Here is a 14,853-nt window from a genome sequence, read left to right on the forward strand (position 1 = left end):
CGGCCCCCCCCGCACGCCCCCCCCCCCCCCCCCCCCCCCCCCCCGCCATCCCTCAGAAAACCCGCTCTTGACGTTGACGTTGACGTTAGCGGGTGCAGGGCTGCAAGCCCTGCCCGAACACCTACGTTACCCAGCCGGCAATCACCAGCAGGGCCAGCACCGCCAGCCACAGCAGCAGCATGCGCCACACCAGGCTCATCGCATCGCGCAGGTCTGGCAGCCGCTGCCACACCGGCAACAGCCCCGCTTCGGTGTAATCGTGCGCGTCCTCGCGCAGCTCCGCGTTCACGCTGGCACGCGCCACCGCGCCCAGGAAACCGATGCCGCCGGCCAGCCGTTCGCCATGGGCCTGCCGCCAGGCCTTCCACGCGGTATCGAAGTTGCCCACCAGCGCCATCGAAAACGCCATCAGCTGGGCCACCGGCCATTCAATCCACGACAGCACGCGCTGCGCCAAGGCCAGCGGTTCCACCGGCACCCGCGCCCGCATCGGGCTCTCGGCCATCAGCGCCAACAGTCGATAGGCCAGCGCCCCGACCGGGCCCAGCAACAGGAACCAGAACAGCACCGCGAACCAGCGCCGCAGTGCATTCAACACAGTCGCTTCCACCAGCGACGGAACATCCTCGCGAAGGCTGCCACCGGCAGCCTGCAGGTGCCGCACCGCCGCCTGGCGGCTACTGGCCTCGTCGGCGTCGATCACCGCTTCAACATCGCGGTCCAGATCGCGCGGGCCCCAGCACCAGGCCAGCACCGCCACGCCCAGCAACAGCGCGGGCAGCCCGAACAGCACCCCGCTCAGCAGCCACACCAGCAGCCCCATCAGCAGCAGCGGCGGCAGCAGTGCCACCAGCACACCCGCCGGCCCCTGCCAGGCCCGCCCGCCATGCGCGTGCAACCAGCCCAGCCAGCGCCGGAAACCCTCGAAACGGCGCAGTGGAGCGGCAGCGGCCGGGGCAACATGGCCCAGGGCCAGCGCCACCAGCACGGCAACCAGGGTGGTGAACATGGCGGGTCTCCCGATGAACAAGCGTTCGGCGCCGCTACCTTACCTGCCGCAGCCGCGCCTTCAGCGACGGATTCCACTGTAACCCGCCGCGTGTTCAGGTGGCGGCAATGCTCAGCCGCGCTGCTGCCGGTACCAGTGTTCGATCAGGCCGCGCGAGATCGAGATCGGCGGCGAAAGACGGATGCCCTGGCCGTCGTCTTCCACGTCGCGCGCCCGTGCCGCGCCCACTTCATCGGCGGTGAACCAGCGCGCATCTTCCAGCTCGCCATCGACGGTGGGCACATCGTCGTGCGCCTGTGCGCGGAAGCCGACCATCAGCGCGCCGGGGAACGGCCATGGCTGCGAACCCAGGTACTGCGCGGCGATCACCCGCACCTTGCTTTCCTCGTGTACCTCACGGGCCACGGTCTGTTCAAAGGTTTCGCCCGGCTCGACGAACCCGGCCAGCACCGAATAGCGGCGCGGCGCCCAGTTGGCCTGCCGCCCCAGCAGCAGCCGCCCCTGGTTTTCCACGGCTACGATCACCGCCGGGTCGACCCGCGGGTAGTGTTCGGTGGCGCACTGCGGGCAGCGGCCGACGAAGCCACCGCGGGCGAAGGCCACCGCACTGCCGCAGACACCGCAGAAGCGCGTGCGCGACTGCCAGTACGACATGCCGCGCGCATAGCTGAAGGCCGTGGCATCGGCCACGGTCCACAGCAACGCCGCCTGCCGCAGGTCCAGCCGTCGCGGCGCGGTCACGCTGACCTGCGCGGCATCCACGCCGAACCACGCCTGGCCCTCGCGCAGCCCAAGGAAAATGGCAGCACCCGGCCCGCCGCCCAGTTCAGCACCGGTCAGCGCCAGCGGCTGGTCATCCTCATCGGTGAAGGCCGTGCCGTCCTGGTCCAGCACAAGAATGCGCGCATCCGGCCACAGGCGCGCCAGTGCTTCGGCATCGGCGCGCAGGGCATCGGCGCGCTCCAGCGGTTCGTCCACGAAGGCGAAACCGGAAAGCGGCGAAGGAGTCGTAAGCATTCCACAAGCCTGCCGCCATTCGCAGCAGGTGGCAAGGTCGGCGTTGCCCGCCGCGCGTGCCGGTGCTTACATGCTGAAGCTGCTGCCGCAGCCGCAGGTGGTCTTCGCGTTCGGGTTGCGGATCACGAACTGCGCACCGGTCAGGCTCTCGGTGTAATCCACCTCGGCGCCCATCAGGTACTGCAGGCTGAGCGGATCGACCAGCAGGGTCACCCCGCTGGTCTGTACCGCCAGATCATCCTCGGCGCGGTTCTCGTCGAACTCGAAGCCGTACTGGAAGCCGGAACAGCCACCGCCTTCGATGTACACGCGCAGGGCCAGGTCGGGGTTGCCCTCGTCCTGGATCAGTTCCTTCACCTTGGCCGCAGCGGATTCGGTGAAGTTCAGCGGCCGCTCCAGCGACTGGTAGTCGGGAGCGGCGGCCGGCGTGGCGCCGGGCAGGGAAACTAGCGTGCTCATGGCCCCAGCATGGGGGCGCCGAACGCGGCTTTCAAGCCATGGCCTCGGCCAGCTTGCGACGCGCGGCATCGCCGCCCTTGCCCTTGCCAGCGGTCTCCTCGCCTTCCGGGGCGGGCAGCGCGGCAACCGGGCTGCTGGCATGGATCAGGCGGCCGTTCAGCTGCGCGCCGGCATTCATTTCCACCACCTGGTAATGCACGTTGCCGTTCACCCGGGCGCTGGGAGTCAGCTCCACCTTCTCGGTGGCATGCACGTCGCCATCCATGCGGCCGCTGATGACCACCACCTGGGCACGGACCTCCCCTTCGATCACGCCATGCTCGGCCACCGTCAGGGTGGCACCGCTGGCGCCTTCCTGGGCGATCACCTTGCCGTGGATGCGGCCTTCCACATACAGGCCGCCACTGAATTCCACATCACCACGGATCACCACCTGGTTGCCGATCAGGGCATCCACCACCAGCTGGCCATCACGGCTCGACTTGCTGTTTCCGAACATCTGCCTACTCCCCATTGCTGGCCGGTGCACCGGCCTGTTTCCAGTCAAATACCTGGGTCGTGCCCCCCGCACCCCCACCCAATGTCACCCGCACGCGTTGCGGGGTGAAGTCTGTCGGCAGCATGACGCTGCCGCTGAGCTGCTGGAAGTACCGGAACGAGTAATCCTGCCCCGGTACCTTGTTGCGCTGGTGCAGCTCATCCCAGCTGATCGTGGCCAGCTTGCCGTTCTTCACACCTTCCACCGTGAAGCGCATCTGCCCCTGGCTGATCGCGCCACGGTTGAGGTTCTGGGTCAGCACGGCGGTGTACTGCCAGGTACCGGCCGATTCCGGGCTGAACTCGATGGAATGGGTGTTCAGGCCCTTGCGCTGGCTGGTGGAACCCACCAGGCGCTCGTAGAACGCCACGTCGGCGCGCAGCCCGGCGATCTCTTCATCGCGCTCGGCCAGCGACGACTGCACCTCGGTGTTGGCCGCGCGACTGATCCGGTCCGACGCTTCCAGGGTGGCCTGCTTCTGGCGCACCTCGGTCAACTGGGCCTGCAGGGTCTCGGCGCGCTTTTCGGCGGCCTGCAGGCGCTGGCCCTGGGCATCGCGCGGCGCGCCCAGCCAGCAGCCACCCAGCACGGCCAGCACCAGGCTCAGCAGCCAGATACCGGCCATTATCAGCAGGCGACGGCGATCGAGCGGCGGTTGTGATGCACCCGGCAGGCGAACCTGCACACGCATGGGAGGGCGGTTGTTCATGGGTAGTCTCCGGGGCATCGCATTGGCAACACCGTCACGGCCCCTCTGGCAAACGACGGGCTAGTGTAAGTCAGGAACGGCGGGTTTCCCCGGGGGCGGCCGCCAGCGGCCAGTGGTGTTCAGGCACGCCATCGCCGATAGTGTGGCACCCCGCACAGTTCCGCCGCCGGAGTCCGCCATGACCGAAGCCCACCTGTTCGTGATCGGCATCCTGCTGGCCTGGCTGGCCGGCATCCGCGTCTACCTCACCGTGTTTGGCGTTGGCCTGGCCGGCCTGCTGGGCTGGGTGGACCTGCCCCCTGCGCTGCAGGCCACCGAATCATGGTGGGTGCTGGGCACCTCGGCGGCGCTGGCCGCGGCCGAATTCGTCGCCGACAAGATCCCTGGCGTCGATTCGATCTGGGACCTGCTGCAGACCCTGGCCCGTGTGCCCGCAGGCGCCTTCCTGGCCGCCGCCACACTGTCGCCCGACGGCGATCTGGGCACCGGTGCGCTGGTGGCCGGCGCCGGCGTGGCCCTGGCCAGCCATGGCCTGAAGGCCGGCACCCGCGCCCTGTTGAACACCTCGCCGGAACCGGCCAGCAACTGGATTGCCTCGGCCGCCGAAGACACCGTGGTGATCGGCGGCCTCGCCCTTGCCCTGGCCCACCCGTGGATCGCCTTGATCGTGGTGCTGGCCTGCAGCCTGGCCGGTGCCCTGCTGGTGTGGCTGGTGTGGCGCACGCTGTGGAAGGGTGTGCGCTGGCTTGCCCGTGCTGGCGGCAGCGCCGGCGGCGGGCCCGCCCGCGCAGGATGACGGCTGGCCTTGCCGCATAATGGCCGTGAACATCAGGAGCCCCCATGGCCGCAAATGAATTTCCCGCGGGCGCCCGCCAAGGACGCGCTGAAACCCCACCTGCCGACCACTGGCAGCGCTGGGCCGCGCCCAACGCCGCGCCTGCCGTGGCGGTGGCCGCCCCGGCGCCCCTGAGCCTGGTGCAGGCCGCTACCGAATACACCGCAGGCAGCGAGCTGCCGGCACCGCCGCCGCTGCCGTTCCCGCCGCCGCAGAGCGAAGCCGGCAACAGCGACGCCGCACCGCCCCCGGCCGATTCGCCGTACCGTGTGCTGATCGTCGAAGACGACCGCGCGCAGGCCCTGTTCGCACAGAGCGTGCTGCACGGCGCCGGCATGCAGGCGGTAGTGCTGGGCGACCCGGATGCCGTACCGCAGGCAATCCGCGAACAGCGCCCCGACCTGATCCTGATGGACCTGCACCTGCCGGGCGTGGATGGCATGCGGCTGACCGCGATGATCCGCCAGCAGCCGGGCATGCAGCTGCTGCCGATCGTGTTCCTCAGCGGCGATCCGGACCCGGAGCGCCAGTTCGAAGTGCTGGACTGCGGCGCCGACGATTACCTGAGCAAGCCGATCCGGCCGCGCCACCTGATTGCCGCCGTGGCCAACCGCATCCGCCGCGCCCGCGCGCAGGCCGCCACCCTGCCCGGCGCCAACGGTGCACCGGCCACCAGCAACCCGGAAACCGGCCTGCCCACCCGCCATCACGTGCTGCAGCAGTTGAGCGCCAGCCTGGCCCACCACGGCCATGGCGGTGTGTTCTTCATCGAGATTTCCAGCGCGCTGGGCCTGCGCGAACGCTACGGCTACGCCGCATTCGAACGGCTGATGGTGCAGGCCGGGCAGCGTCTGGCCGAAGCGGGCCACCCGCACCTGCTGGCGCGCCTGAACGACAACAGCTTCCTGCTGCTGGCCCGCGATGCCCACGAAGACCATCTGGAAACCCTGGCCGCCAACCTGCGCGAACAGCTGTCCGCGCGCGCCTTCGTGATCCGCGACGACGAATCGGTGCATCTGCGCGGCGTGGTCGGCTATGCGCCGCTGTCGCCCGGCTTCGACGATGCCACCAGCGCACTGGAGGCGGTCGAACGCACCACCCTGCAGGCGCGACTGCTCAGCTCCGGCGTGGCCGGCCACGTGCACCGCCCCACGGTGAACGAGGAAGAGCACCTGGCCTTGCTGGAAGGCCAGCTGGAACTGGCCTACCAGCCGATCGTGGCGGTGGCCGGTGGCGGCAGTGCGCAGTACCAGCTGCTGCTGCGCCTGCGCCAGGAAGACGGCACCGTGCTGACCGCCGGCCAGGTGATTCCCGCTGCCGAAGCGGCCGGGCGCATTGCCGACCTGGACCAGCAGGTGCTGGAACATGCCATGGGCCTGCTGGATCTGTACCGCCACGCCACCCACCCGCTGAACCTGTTCGTCTCGCAGTCGCTGCGTACCCTGCAGCGCGATGCCTTCGCCGATTGGCTGCTGGAATCGCTGCAGCAGCGCGACCTGCCGGGCAGTGCGCTGGTGATCGACGTGCGCCTGCCCGATGCGCTCATCCACACCGTGCCGCTGCAGCAGTTCTGCCAGCGCATGGCCAGCGCCGGCGTGCGCTTCTGCCTGAGCCAGTTCGAACCCGGCAGCGAAGCCGATGCCCTGCTGACCCAGCTGCCGCTGGCCTTCGTGCGCATGGCCGCGCGTTTTTCCAGCAGCCATTCCAACCCGGGCACGCGCGAGGAACTGCGCCGTGCGATCGAACAGGCGCACGCCGCTGGCCTGCAGATCATCGGCCAGCAGATCGAAGACCCACAGGCCGCGGCGGCCATGTGGGTAGGCGGTGTCGATTACATCCAGGGCAACATGGTGCAGTCGGCCGGCAGCGACCTGAACTTCGACTTCCAGAACGCGGTGCTCTGAGTGCCGTTGACGGTCGCGCTGCTGGCGGCGCTGTGCCTGGCCGCCGTGGCTCTGGCAGTGCTGGGCCTGCGCCTGCGGGCGCGCGACCGGCAACTGGCCGCCAGCCAGCGCGAACGCACCGTGCTGGCCAGCGAACGCGACCAGCTGCGGCGCACCACTGAACGCCAGGGGCAGCTGGAACACCAGCTGCTGCAGGCCAAGCAGGCCGCCGAAGCCGCCGTGCTGGCCAAGGGCGAATTCCTGGCCACCATGAGCCACGAAATCCGCACCCCGCTCAACGGCATCCTGCCGATGCTGGAACTGATCGCGCGCGGCCCGCTGGGCGAGGACCAGCGGCAGATGCTGGCCACCGCATCGGCCAGTTCCCAGCAGCTGCTGCGCATCGTCGATGACATCCTGGATTACTCGCGACTGGAAGCGCAGGCGCTGGAACTGGAAATCACCACGTTCAACCTGCGCGAACTGCTCGATGGCGTGGTGCAGCTGATGCAGCGCGCCGCCGAATCGAAGGGGCTTTCCGTAAGCCTGCAGCTGGACCCGGCGGTGCGCCTGTCGGTGCGTGGCGATCCGGTGCGGCTGCGCCAGGTGCTCAGCAACCTGCTGGCCAATGCCATCAAGTTCACCGCGCGCGGCCACGTGCAGCTGCGCGTGCAGCGGCTGGGCGAAGGCCCGGCGCAGCACCAGCTGCGGTTTGAAGTGATCGATACCGGCATCGGCATCGACCAGGCGCTGCAGGCGCGTCTGTTCCAGTCCTTCAGCCAGGCCGATGCATCGACCACCCGCCTGTATGGCGGTACCGGCCTGGGCCTGGCCATCTGCAAGCGCATCATCGACCTGATGCACGGCCAGATCGGCGTGCAGTCCACGCCCGGCCATGGCGCCACGTTCTGGTTCGAGATTCCGCTGTTGAAGGTGCCCGGCGACCTGCCGGCATCGGCCCGCGGCCCGGCCGCGCTGCTGCTGTACAGCGCCGACCCGCTGCTGCAGGCGCGGGTGGAACGCATTGCCGTGCACCACGGCCTGCAGGCGCAGGCGCTGTCCGATCTGGAGGCGCTTGTGCAGCGCCTGCGCAGTGCGCCGCGGCCTGGCCAGCCGGCGCCGGCATGGCTGCTGGTGGATGCGCGCCAGCGCCGCCAGGGCGAGGCCACGCTGCAACGCGCCCTGGCCGAGCGCGGCGACGACGACGCGCTGCAGGTGCTGTGGCTGCAGGATGACGCCGCGCCCGCGCGGCCGCGCCAGCAGCAGCTGCCCGCCGCCTTCACTGACGCCGCCCTGCACACCCTGCTGGGCGCGCCCATGGCCAGTGCGCGGCCCGCCCCGCTGCTGGCGGCCGACGCGGGCGCGCCGCTGCCCACCCTGCCTGCGCTGGGGCTGCAGGTGCTGCTGGTGGAAGACAACGCAGTGAACCGCATGGTGGCCGAGCAGCTGCTGAAGGTGTTCCAGTGCCACGTGCGCAATGCGGCCGACGGCGAACAGGCGCTGGCGGCCATGCGCGCCGGTGGCATCGACGTGGTGCTGATGGATTGCCAGATGCCGGTGCTGGACGGCTACAGCGCCACCCGTCACTGGCGGCACGAAGAAGCGCAGACCGGCCAGGCCCGCCTGCCGATCATCGCCATGACGGCCAACGCCATGGCCGGCGATCGCGAGCGCTGCCTGCAGGCGGGTATGGATGACTACCTGTCCAAGCCGATCGACCGCGAAGCACTGCACTCGCTGCTGCAGCGCTGGGGCGGCACACCCGCAATCGTAGAGTCGAGCTTGCTCGACTGCGATCAACATGGCGATAGTCGAGCAAGCTCGACTCTACCAGCGCCCGACAAAGACACTCAGCCGCAGCCGGTGCTCGACCGCAGCGTGCTGGAAGAACTGCAGAGCGTGATCGGTCCGGCCGCGCTGCAGATCGTGGCCGTGTTCCTGGAAGATGCACCGCTGCTGGTGCAGCAGTTGCAGCAAGCCGCACACGGCGAAGACATCGAGCGCCTGCAGGCGCTGTCGCACAGCCTCAAATCATCCAGCGCCAATGTCGGTGCGCTGTCACTGTCGGCCGTGGCCACGCGCATCGAGCGCGAAGCCCGCGGCGGCACGCTGCAGCGCCCCGCCGTGGCGGTGGCGCTGCTGGTGGCCGAATTCGCCCGTGCGCGCGTGGCGCTGACCGGCTACCTGGGGCAGCAACGGTAACCGGTAGAGTCGAGCTTGCTCGACTGCCTTGGGCCCTTGGTAGAGTCGAGCAAAAACAGTCGAGCAAGCTCGACTCTACAAACCGCGGGTAGAGCAGTCGAGCAAGCTCGACTCTACGCCGCGGGTTCCATCACTCTTCCAGCTTGCTCAGCAGGTACTTCGGCTCGCCGATGCGCTCGATCAGGTCCAGCTGGGTTTCCAGCCAGTCGATGTGCTCTTCTTCCGAATCCAGGATCTTCACGAACAGCTGGCGGCTGACGTAGTCACCGACCGAATCGGCATAGGCCACGGCATCGCGCAGGGTGACCACGCCGTCGCGTTCCAGCGACAGGTCGCACTGCAGGATCTCGGTCGGGTTCTCGCCAATACGCAGCTTGCCCAGCGCCTGGAAGTTCGGCAGACCTTCCAGGAACAGGATGCGGTCGGCAAGCATGTCGGCATGCTTCATCTCGTCGATCGATTCCTTGTACTCATGCTCGGCCAGTTCCTTGATGCCCCAGTTCTTGAGCATCTTGGCGTGCAGGAAGTACTGGTTGATCGCGGTCAGCTCGTTGTAGAGGACCTTGTTGAGGAATTCGATGACCTTGGTGTCGCCCTTCATGGGGATGCTCCTGCACGCTGAAAACGCGGGCACTGTAACCCCTTGCGCGCGAGCGTGAAGGAACGCGAATCGTGCGCATTGGCCAGTGCAGCCAGCAGCGAGTCAGAAGGGGGCGAGGCGTCAACGCCGCGCGAAGGCGGATCAGGCCGCCTGCAGGCCCAGCACGGGCAGCGGCAGGTCGTGCGTGGCCAGCGCCTTGGCCAGCAGGTCGCCGGCCATGTCCAGGCAGGAACCGCAGGTAGCGCCGCAACCGGTACGCATGGTCAGCTCGCCCACCGACGTGACGCCCTGCGAGGCGGCTTCACGGATCTGGTGGTCGGTAACACCATTGCAGATGCAGACGTACACGGGCAGGAACCAGGCTGACAGGCCGGAAGCGGCCTGGTGGCTATTCCAATGCAAACGAGAATGGTTGTCAATCAATGACCTGAACCATTCTCGCTACCGTTCAGGCCACTAGGTGGCCGGACCGTCGCCCAGGGCCTTCTTCGGCCAGTACCCCCGGCTGCGCGGGCGCTTGCGTGGGCGGTCATGGCCGGCGGCCTGGCCGGGCATCCAGGCCTCGGCCGCGCTCTTGGGCATGGAAGTGACCCCCTGCCCCGCCACCCCGCGTGCCAGCGGCGCCAGATGGCGCAGGGCACGGGCGTAGACGCCACGCTTGAACATGACCACGTGTTCCACCGGGTACCAGAAATCGACCCAGCGCCAGTGGTCGAACTCGGGCGAGTCGGTGTGGTCCAGCCGCACGTGCGACTCATCGCCAGTCAGGCGCAGCAGGAACCAGACCTGCTTCTGGCCGATGCAGACCTGCCGTTCATTGCGGCGGATGGCCCGCGCCGGCAGTTTGTAGCGCAGCCAGCCCGGTGTCGCGCCCAGCACTTCGACGTGCTCGGGCAGCAGTCCGGTTTCTTCCTGCAGTTCACGATACATGGCTTCGACGGGGGTCTCGTCGGTGTTCATTCCGCCCTGCGGGAACTGCCAGCCATCCCGGCGCACGCGTCGTGCCCAGAATACCTGCCCGTCCTGCCGCATCAGCACAATGCCGACGTTCGGTCGATAGCCGTCCGGATCGATCACGATGCGGACTCCTAAGAAAATCTACTGGCTGGGACTATCCCATGACGCCTGTCAGGCCACAAGCACGTTACAAAGGTGTTGACAGACCCAGTACACATGCGCAGAATAGCGGGCTCACCAAGGCTATGTAGCTCAGCCGGTTAGAGCACAGCACTCATAATGCTGGGGTCGGTGGTTCGAGTCCACCCATAGCCACCACATTGAAGTTGTTTTTCAATGTGAAAAATGTGAGAATAGTTGTTCGCGACATTGCCCCGTCGCCAAGCGGTAAGGCACCTGACTCTGACTCAGGCATTCGGTGGTTCGAATCCATCCGGGGCAGCCAAATTAGAAAAGAAAAGGCCAGATCGAAAGATCTGGCCTTTTCTTTTCTAATTTGGTCGCGCATTCCACCTAATCCCCGAGCCTGTCGGCGCACCCCCTTGAACATCAAGGGGGCTCTCCCCCAGAGAGAAATCGGGGTCGGATCCCCTGAAACGACAAAAGCCCGGCCGAAGCCGGGCTTTTGCGTTTCCAACCAGCGGGCTCCCGAAGGAGCCCAACCAGGCGCAGCGGATCAGCGCTTGGAGAACTGGGTGGCGCGACGGGCCTTGTGCAGACCGACCTTCTTACGCTCGACTTCACGGGCGTCACGGGTCATGAAGCCAGCCTTGCGCAGCTCGGACTTCAGGGTTTCGTCGTACTCGACCAGTGCACGGGCGATGCCCAGACGGATCGCACCGGCCTGGCCGGTGGTGCCGCCGCCAGCGGCGGTGACCAGGATGTCGAAGCTTTCGGTGTTCTTGGTCAGCTCGAGCGGCTGGCGCACGATCATGCGCGCGGTCTCACGACCGAAGAACTCGTCCAGCGGACGGCCATTGACGGTGATGTTGCCCGAACCCTTGCGCAGGAACACGCGAGCGGTGGAGGACTTGCGGCGGCCAGTGCCGTAGTTTTGAGTGATAGCCATGATTAGATATCCAGAACCTGCGGCTGCTGTGCGGCGTGCGGATGCTCAGTGCCGGCGTAGACCTTGAGCTTGCGGTACATCTGGCGACCCAGCGGGCCCTTCGGCAGCATGCCCTTCACGGCGATCTCGATCACGCGCTCCGGGTGGCGCTCCAGCGCCTGTGCCAGGGATTCGGTCTTCAGGTTGCCGATGTAGCCGGTGAAACGGTGATACATCTTGTCCTGCAGCTTCTTGCCGGTGACGGCAATCTTTTCTGCATTGATGACGACCAGGTAGTCGCCGGTATCAACGTGGGGGGTGTAGACCGGCTTGTGCTTGCCGCGCAGACGGCGGGCCAGCTCGGTGGCGAGACGGCCCAGGGTCTTGCCCTCGGCGTCGACGAGGTACCAGTCGCGCTGGACGGTCTCGTTCTTGGCAGTGAAAGTGCTCATGAAGAACTCTAGGTTAGGTCGGGCTCATTGCGGCGAAAGGCTCGCCGGAACTCTGCCACGCGTTGTGAAAAGGTGAAGCGTAAGAGGCGGGATTGTACGCACCCGGCCTGCCCGGTGCAAGCGCAGCCTGTCCTGGGTTGGCAGGGCCCGGGCGCCGGGCGAGAATCGCAGGTCTCCCCGCCCCACCCGTGCTGCCATGACCGCGCTCCGCCAGACCACCCCGCTGGACCACCTGCTGACCGAGGCGCAGCGCGCCCTGGACACGGTGTTCGGCAACCCGCCGGCCGCCCGCCCCTACCCGGCCGCGGACACCGACGAACCGGGCATGGACCGCGCGCAGCGGCGCCACGCCGCCGGCCTGATGCGCATCAACCACGTGGGCGAGGTCTGCGCGCAGGGCCTGTACTTCGGCCAAGCCGCCGTGGCCCGCGACCCGGCCACCCGCGAACACCTGCTGGAAGCGGCACAGGAAGAAACCGACCACCTGGCCTGGTGCGCCACCCGCCTGGGCGAGCTGGCCAGCCGGCCCAGCCTGTTCAACCCGCTGTGGTACGCCGGCAGCTACACCATCGGCACCCTGGCCGGGTTGCGCGGTGATGGCTGGAACCTGGGCTTCGTGGTGGAAACCGAGCGCCAGGTGGAAGCCCACCTGGACGAGCACCTGGTGGACCTGCCGCCGGGCGACCTGCGCAGCCGCGCGGTCATCCAGGTGATGAAGGAAGACGAAGCCCGGCACGCCGAGCACGCCGAACAGGCCGGCGCACGCCGCCTGCCGTTCCCGATTCCAGGCGCGATGGCGCTGGCATCGAAGGTGATGAAGAGCATCGCCTACCGGCTGTAACCGGTGCCGGGGTCGGATCCCTTTCCCATCGGGAAAGGGCTCTGACCCATCGATAGGAGCCCGCCGGGCATGGCCCGGCGCTACCGGACGGTAGAGTCGAGCTTGCTCGACTGCTTAATTGGGCGACACCAGCTTCAGGCCGATCACGCCGGCCACGATCAGGGCCACGCAGCCCAGCCGCGCCGGCGAGGCGCTGTCGTTGAACAGGAAGATGCCCAGCACCGCCACACCCAGCGCGCCGATACCGGTCCAGATGGCGTAGGCCGTGCCCACCGGAATGCTCTTCATCGCCTGGCTCATCAGGTACAGGCTGATCAGCGCCGAGACGACGGTGGCGGCGGTGGGCAGGGGCTTGCTGAAGCCTTCGGAGTACTTCATTCCAATGGCGAAGCCGATTTCGAACAGGCCGGCAAGCAGCAGATAGATCCAGGGCATGGGTGGGGTCCTTACCTTGTTGAACAAAAACGAAACGGCCCGGTGTCTGCACACCGGGCCGTAGGTCGGTACATCGCCGTGGAACCACTGATTGCGCAGCGTTCGGTTCCACGGGGCGGGTCGTCCCGCCTGGGTGGGCGGTGCCATCGGGCACCGCGCACGGGTGTTACTCGGACAGATTGCGGCCGTGGAACAGCTCTTCGATCTCGCGCTTGAGCAGCGCTTCGATCTTCATGCGTTCCTTGAACGACAGGTTCTTGGCCTTTTCCTCGAACAGGTACTGGTCCAGGTCGAAGTCCTTCAGGTGCATCTTCGTGTGGAAGATGTTTTCCTGGTAGACGTTGACGTCGAACATCTCGTAACGCGACTTGATGTTCTTGGCCAGGAAGTTCTGGATCGAGTTGATCTTGTGATCGATGTAGTGCTTCTTGCCCTTCACATCGCGGGTGAAGCCACGGACGCGGTAGTCCATGATCACGATGTCCGATTCCAGGCTCTCGATCAGGTAGTTCAACGCCTTCAGCGGCGAAATGACGCCACAGGTAGCCACGTCGATATCGGCGCGGAAGGTGGCGATGCCTTCCTGCGGGTGCGTTTCCGGATAGGTGTGCACGGTGATGTGCGACTTGTCCATGTGCGCGACCACGGCATCGGAGATCAGCTCCTTGCCGGCCTGCTTCTTGTCGATCACCGGTTCTTCGGAGATCAGGATGGTCACCGAGGCACCCTGCGGATCGTAGTCCTGGCGGGCCACGTTCAGGATGTTCGCGCCGATGATCTCGGCGACATCGGTCAAGATTTGAGTCAGCCTGTCGGCGTTGTACTCTTCATCGATGTATTCAATGTAACGCTGACGCTCCTCTTCGGTGCGCGCGTAACACACGTCATAGATGTTGAAGCTCAGCGCCTTGGTGAGGTTGTTGAAACCCTGCAACCTCAGGCGAGGCAACGGCTTGACCACGGCGGTCGATTCCTGTGTGAGATGGGAAAGGGGGAATTATGGGGCAAACTGCCCGCCGGGGGAACGTGAAGAGCTCACGCATCTGGCACACTATTTGCCCTTAACAGGTGCGCTGGTTAAGCTCCGCCATCGAACCCGTGAATCCGTTCATGCGCAGAGGGAGCGCCCCTATCGTGTCAACCGTGCGCCTAGCTAGCAGCCCATTGGCCTTGGATATCGCCACCATCGATCGCTTCTTGGCGCACAGCCATCGGCGGCGTTACCCCACCCGTACCGACGTTTTCCGCCCCGGGGACCCGGCGGGAACGCTGTATTACGTCATCAGCGGCTCGGTCTCGATCATGGCCGAGGAGGATGACGACCGCGAACTGGTGCTGGGCTACTTCGGTGCCGGTGAGTTCGTGGGCGAAATGGGCCTGTTCGTGGAATCGGACCGCCGCGAGGTGATCCTGCGCACCCGCACGGCCTGTGAACTGGCCGAGATCAGCTACGAACGCCTGCACCAGCTGTTCCTGGGCCCGCTGTCGGCCGACGCCCCGCGCCTGCTGTATGCGCTGGGCCAGCAGATCTCCAAGCGCCTGCTCGATACCAGCCGCAAGGCCAGCCGCCTGGCCTTCCTGGACGTGACCGACCGCATCGTGCGCACCCTGCATGATCTGGCCCAGGAACCGGAAGCGATGAGCCATCCGCAGGGCAGCCAGCTGCGCGTTTCGCGCCAGGAACTGGCCCGCCTGGTCGGCTGCTCGCGTGAAATGGCCGGCCGCGTACTGAAGAAGCTGCAGACCGACGGGCTGCTGCATGCCCGCGGCAAGACCGTGGTGCTGTACGGCACCCGTTGATCGACAGATGTCCGCCCGGGGGGGGGGCGCCCGGGGCCCCCCCGCGGGCCCCCCCGGGCGGGGGGGG

At 67.0% G+C, this 14,853-nt stretch carries 17 protein-coding genes and 2 tRNA genes; 7 read left to right on the forward strand and 12 right to left on the reverse strand.

From position 1 onward, the window contains the following. Positions 1-121: 121 nt before the first annotated feature. From ampE to IAE58_RS17260, 5 genes are all read right to left on the reverse strand, one after another. Positions 122-1,009, reverse strand: a complete 888-nt coding sequence (ampE, locus tag IAE58_RS17240) for a regulatory signaling modulator protein AmpE (RefSeq protein ID WP_199934372.1) — start codon at positions 1,007-1,009, stop codon at positions 122-124. Between the two features lie 111 nt (positions 1,010-1,120). After that, on the reverse strand, positions 1,121-2,026 hold the full coding sequence (nudC, locus tag IAE58_RS17245; protein WP_199934373.1) for an NAD(+) diphosphatase: 906 nt from the start codon (positions 2,024-2,026) through the stop codon (positions 1,121-1,123). A gap of 66 nt (positions 2,027-2,092) precedes the next feature. Continuing rightward, the gene (gene erpA, locus IAE58_RS17250) at positions 2,093-2,485 is read right to left on the reverse strand and encodes an iron-sulfur cluster insertion protein ErpA (RefSeq protein WP_108747525.1); all 393 of its coding nucleotides are present in this window, start codon (positions 2,483-2,485) and stop codon (positions 2,093-2,095) included. Between the two features lie 31 nt (positions 2,486-2,516). Continuing rightward, positions 2,517-2,984: a polymer-forming cytoskeletal protein gene (locus IAE58_RS17255; protein WP_199934374.1), complete on the reverse strand. Its 468-nt coding sequence runs from the start codon at positions 2,982-2,984 to the stop codon at positions 2,517-2,519. Between the two features lie 4 nt (positions 2,985-2,988). Continuing rightward, the gene (locus IAE58_RS17260) at positions 2,989-3,732 is read right to left on the reverse strand and encodes a DUF6776 family protein (protein WP_199934375.1); all 744 of its coding nucleotides are present in this window, start codon (positions 3,730-3,732) and stop codon (positions 2,989-2,991) included. A gap of 178 nt (positions 3,733-3,910) precedes the next feature. Here IAE58_RS17260 and IAE58_RS17265 point away from each other — a divergent pair, with 178 nt between their 5' ends. Genes IAE58_RS17265 through IAE58_RS17275 form a run of 3 tightly spaced genes read left to right on the forward strand, consistent with a single transcriptional unit; the run spans position 3,911 to position 8,652 of the window. Beyond that, positions 3,911-4,528, forward strand: coding sequence for a DUF4126 domain-containing protein (locus IAE58_RS17265; RefSeq protein WP_164274650.1), 618 nt, complete (start codon positions 3,911-3,913; stop codon positions 4,526-4,528). A 44-nt stretch (positions 4,529-4,572) separates the two neighbouring features. Next, positions 4,573-6,471: an EAL domain-containing protein gene (locus IAE58_RS17270; protein ID WP_199934376.1), complete on the forward strand. Its 1,899-nt coding sequence runs from the start codon at positions 4,573-4,575 to the stop codon at positions 6,469-6,471. Further along, positions 6,472-8,652, forward strand: a complete 2,181-nt coding sequence (locus IAE58_RS17275; RefSeq protein WP_199934377.1) for an ATP-binding protein — start codon at positions 6,472-6,474, stop codon at positions 8,650-8,652. Between the two features lie 130 nt (positions 8,653-8,782). Here the strand turns inward: IAE58_RS17275 and bfr are convergent, their stop codons facing one another. The 3 genes from bfr to IAE58_RS17290 form a co-directional block, all read right to left on the reverse strand. After that, positions 8,783-9,253 carry a bacterioferritin gene (gene bfr / locus IAE58_RS17280; protein WP_108754386.1) on the reverse strand — a complete coding sequence of 157 codons (471 nt, stop codon included), beginning with the start codon at positions 9,251-9,253 and terminating at the stop codon, positions 8,783-8,785. Between the two features lie 141 nt (positions 9,254-9,394). Then, positions 9,395-9,601, reverse strand: a complete 207-nt coding sequence (locus tag IAE58_RS17285; RefSeq protein WP_057497541.1) for a (2Fe-2S)-binding protein — start codon at positions 9,599-9,601, stop codon at positions 9,395-9,397. A gap of 108 nt (positions 9,602-9,709) precedes the next feature. Continuing rightward, positions 9,710-10,330: an RNA pyrophosphohydrolase gene (locus IAE58_RS17290; RefSeq protein WP_199934378.1), complete on the reverse strand. Its 621-nt coding sequence runs from the start codon at positions 10,328-10,330 to the stop codon at positions 9,710-9,712. A gap of 121 nt (positions 10,331-10,451) precedes the next feature. Here IAE58_RS17290 and IAE58_RS17295 point away from each other — a divergent pair. Next, positions 10,452-10,528: transfer RNA gene (locus IAE58_RS17295), tRNA-Met, on the forward strand. 52 nt (positions 10,529-10,580) lie between these two features. Next, positions 10,581-10,655: transfer RNA gene (locus IAE58_RS17300), tRNA-Gln, on the forward strand. A gap of 231 nt (positions 10,656-10,886) precedes the next feature. Here IAE58_RS17300 and rpsI read toward each other — a convergent pair. After that, a complete protein-coding gene (gene rpsI, locus IAE58_RS17305; RefSeq protein ID WP_005411311.1) occupies positions 10,887-11,279 on the reverse strand; it encodes a 30S ribosomal protein S9 in 393 nt (130 codons plus the stop codon). A gap of 2 nt (positions 11,280-11,281) precedes the next feature. Further along, the gene (gene rplM, locus IAE58_RS17310; RefSeq protein WP_005414692.1) at positions 11,282-11,710 is read right to left on the reverse strand and encodes a 50S ribosomal protein L13; all 429 of its coding nucleotides are present in this window, start codon (positions 11,708-11,710) and stop codon (positions 11,282-11,284) included. 196 nt (positions 11,711-11,906) lie between these two features. Here rplM and coq7 point away from each other — a divergent pair, with 196 nt between their 5' ends. Then, complete coding sequence (gene coq7, locus IAE58_RS17315) at positions 11,907-12,551, forward strand: 2-polyprenyl-3-methyl-6-methoxy-1,4-benzoquinone monooxygenase (protein ID WP_199934379.1); 645 nt, start codon at positions 11,907-11,909, stop codon at positions 12,549-12,551. Between the two features lie 114 nt (positions 12,552-12,665). Here coq7 and sugE read toward each other — a convergent pair whose 3' ends face one another. After that, positions 12,666-12,986: a quaternary ammonium compound efflux SMR transporter SugE gene (sugE, locus tag IAE58_RS17320; RefSeq protein ID WP_108751088.1), complete on the reverse strand. Its 321-nt coding sequence runs from the start codon at positions 12,984-12,986 to the stop codon at positions 12,666-12,668. 166 nt (positions 12,987-13,152) lie between these two features. Beyond that, positions 13,153-13,947, reverse strand: a complete 795-nt coding sequence (gene speD, locus IAE58_RS17325; RefSeq protein ID WP_006473908.1) for an adenosylmethionine decarboxylase — start codon at positions 13,945-13,947, stop codon at positions 13,153-13,155. Positions 13,948-14,096: 149 nt separating this feature from the next. Between speD and crp the strand changes: the two genes are divergently transcribed. Continuing rightward, positions 14,097-14,786, forward strand: a complete 690-nt coding sequence (gene crp, locus IAE58_RS17330; protein ID WP_010482649.1) for a cAMP-activated global transcriptional regulator CRP — start codon at positions 14,097-14,099, stop codon at positions 14,784-14,786. Positions 14,787-14,853: the final 67 nt, after the last annotated feature.

The organism is Stenotrophomonas sp. S49 (genome assembly GCF_016624905.1).
Taxonomy (GTDB): Bacteria; Pseudomonadota; Gammaproteobacteria; order Xanthomonadales; family Xanthomonadaceae; genus Stenotrophomonas.